This window comes from Vibrio sp. 10N.222.46.A1 (assembly GCF_041473595.1).
Taxonomy (GTDB): Bacteria; Pseudomonadota; Gammaproteobacteria; order Enterobacterales; family Vibrionaceae; genus Vibrio; species Vibrio tasmaniensis_A.
The window spans coordinates 1-3269 of record NZ_JBFRSN010000083.1; the positions used below are offsets into that span (position 1 = coordinate 1).

Here is a 3269-nt window from a genome sequence, read left to right on the forward strand (position 1 = left end):
GTGTATTAGGTTATGTGGTTAAAACATCATATCGAAAAGAATTGCACCTAGAAAAATTAACTGATGATGAAAAGTTAGCGATTAAAGAGGGTGAAACAACTGAATCAGAAATAGCGCTCACAACATTTAAGTTGAGCTGCGAGCGTAGTTTTAAAACAAAGTTAGATGAAAGTGATTTCTGGCCCATCCTAGAAAAAATGTACTTTGAAAATGACCAGCTTTTTAAAATATCGCCTGAGTTTTTATTGTTTAAGACTATTAAGCAGAAAGGCAGTGCAAGGGATGCAAGCTTAGGTGGAATGTTTTCTAATTTATTGCAAAACTTCTTCTTTAATGAAAAACCAAACAATCAATTTAACTTCTTAGAGGAGCAGCTGTACTCAGAACTATTGAAGTTAATGAAGCCAAGCAATAAAGAGAAAGATGGAGTTTTGACTTTTTCTGAACCGAGTGAAGCGCCATATCTACCATTTATAGCAAAGCAACTACAGCAAGATCTTCGTTTTCTAGGCAAAAGACCAAAATACCTATTATCAATCTTCAAAGAGTTTTTACACCTTTACGCACATCTTTATACGGCGCAGCTAGCGCTTAATTTAAAAAGGTGGCAGAAGGGGGAGCCGGTAGCGCAACTATGTTATTACATATTAGACAGCGAAAAAGCCAGTGATGAGCGTTATCTGATAAAAGACTATGGCTTTAAACAATTGTCAAAGTCGTTGTGGAATATCTTTCCGTACCTCTCAATGAATGAAAGCCTGCAATCTAAAAAGATTGATAATGCAGTGAACACCATTCAGCCATTATGGGCCTTAGCTGAAAATCTCCAGCAAACTCCTAGCTCCGCTACTTTACTGAAAAACTATGCACAGGCATTTAAAGAGAGTCGAGATTTACACCTCGACTTGAGTGACAGTGAAAACCCACATGATGTGCTAGCAGATTTACTTCAGTTGAGCAGAATGCAGTTTGGTTCAAAAGAAACGCGTCATGAGATTAATAAGCTTTACGTCAAAGCAACAGAATCTGAGTTTTGTAGCCATTTTGCACAATCCCGTGGCCGTGCTGGTCGCGTATTAGTATTTAATCAGGACTATCTATTGTTATTAACCAACTTAGCCATTGGTGAGCAAGATAAACTTCGTTTCCACGAGTTAATCAAAGCCTTTGAATCAAGAGGTGTATTTTTCGATAAACAGAGCCAACAAGCCTTAATTAAATTCTTTGAACGTATTGGTAATGTTGAACGTATGAGCGATAGTGGAGATGCAGTCTATGTTAGAAAAACAATTTGAGAACTTTTTAACTGAGCAGTTTTTAAAGTTAAACGAGACAAAACTGCAGCATGGTTACCGTTATCAGTTCCAATCGCCGGATAACAAGAATAGCCAGCGTTTATACAATGCGTTTATCCGAAAATGTGATGATCAATTAACGGTCAAAAACACTACCATCAGAGCATTGAAGTGTGGTCATACCAAGCTTTTACCTGTACTACACAGTGAAAATGACATTGGTTATTCTGAGAACTTTATCTCACATTTACGTGATGAAGTGGCTGGACAGCAAGGTGATTTTAAAGGTTGTGCATTGTTAGTTATTCATAACAGCATGCTAGACACACTAATCAACTCTGCTGAAGATATCGCTCAAGACAATAGTGTTTGGCACCCAGAAAAAATCAAAGATGCTTTAAAAAGTCTAATCGATCCCAACGCAAAAGACCGCAAAGTTTCTGAATGTTTGCTAGATCACCGTTTTTCACAAATAGTGGATGATGGTGCAACCATGTTTGGCTTTGAGGAGCTTTACACAGCGATCTTAGATGGGGATTTGAAGTTTCATGAGCTTGGTTTGTTAGATGACCCTGAAATATTGAATTGGAGTGGTAAACCAGAGCAGATTAACAACCGTTTAGAAGAAAATAAAAAGCTATTTGATCGTATCAATACAGTAACTGAACGTTTTTCAACAGAGCTTGAAGAGAAGTTTGCGGAGAATGATTTTAGTGAAAAGTTTGTTGCTAAACATTTTAACGATGAAAATTTGGAAAGTTGGAAAACAAAGCTTACTTTTGCTGATTGTTTAAATGAGAAAAAAAATAACGTAAGCAATGTCCTTGAGCTCGAGTCGATTGATTCTCAGCAAATAGATAGGCTAGCTAAGAAAAGTAAATCAGATAGTAAAGCAGGGAAACGTGAACAACATATCATATTGCCGTTGCAACAGGGCCTGCAGAGCTTTGATCTGTCACTTACCTTTTTAGGTGGTAAAGTCGAGAAAAATCAACTTACTCTACAGCATAACAAAGATCCAAGCATTGAGATCCAGCAGCCTAATAATAGTGGTGGAAAACGTAGTAAGGTTACTGTTACGGGGGCATTTACAGGTGAGCCAACGTATTTTAGTTTGGTCTTAAAAAGAGATAAAACAGCAGAGTGTTATAAATTTCGTGTTTTGGTCTTAACAGCAGATAGTTTTTACTTACCTTCGTTTGAAAATATCTTCCTAATTGAACCAAATAAAAAACGTATAACGCTACAAACAGAAGATAACAGCTTTGTAATTGCAGAGCAGGGCAATAAAGCTAAACTAGAGCAGTCTGGGCAATTATTCGACAATCAAGAAATCAAAGAGATCGACTTTGAATTATTAGCTAATGAGTCAAATGATGTGGTCTTTGAAGTGACTAGTCCGGTTGGTAGCTTAGTCTTTAATGTCGAAGGGGCTGTAGCGTCTGATTCACTCTCGTTGCCGCTCATGTTAGATACAGACCGTTTCGTACATTTATTTAACGACGACTATTTTGCATGCTTTAACCGTAACAAAAACAAAGTGCTACTAGACAATAAAGAAGTTGCACCTAAAGGGCGACGTTTAACACTGTTACAACGTGAAGCAGACTTTTTAGATAAGCAGTTATTAAATCAACATGTTGACCCACAAAACAGCGTAGAGCTAAAAGCGATTGAAGCAAACTACCCTGAAGTTTACCTGTCATACCTAAAGTTATTTGAATACTGCACAATCAATAAAACACTACCGAGTTTATCTAGTTGGGGTGACGAGTTTAGAAAGGTTGTCTCTCAATTGGTTGATGCATACAACCAAGCGATAGCTGAAATTGGTTATGATGTAATGTTAACCAAAGCAGAAAAACTTCTCGTTAATATCGGGTATGCACAATACCAAGAAAACGAAGAATATCGGGAATATATAACTCCATTCCACCCCTTAGTGTTGGCTTATCACTTGAGCCTAGCTGAAGC

1 protein-coding gene and 1 pseudogene are annotated in these 3269 nt (G+C 37.4%); both read left to right on the forward strand.

Annotated elements, in window-relative coordinates:
• Nucleotides 1-1295: DNA phosphorothioation-dependent restriction protein DptG (dptG, locus tag AB4496_RS03170; protein WP_372130582.1), on the forward strand; the 1295-nt coding region annotated here is incomplete at its 5' end.
• Nucleotides 1276-3269, forward strand: a pseudogene (locus AB4496_RS03175) (DNA phosphorothioation-dependent restriction protein DptH); the annotation flags it as partial. The gene dptG and the pseudogene AB4496_RS03175, both read left to right, overlap by 20 nt.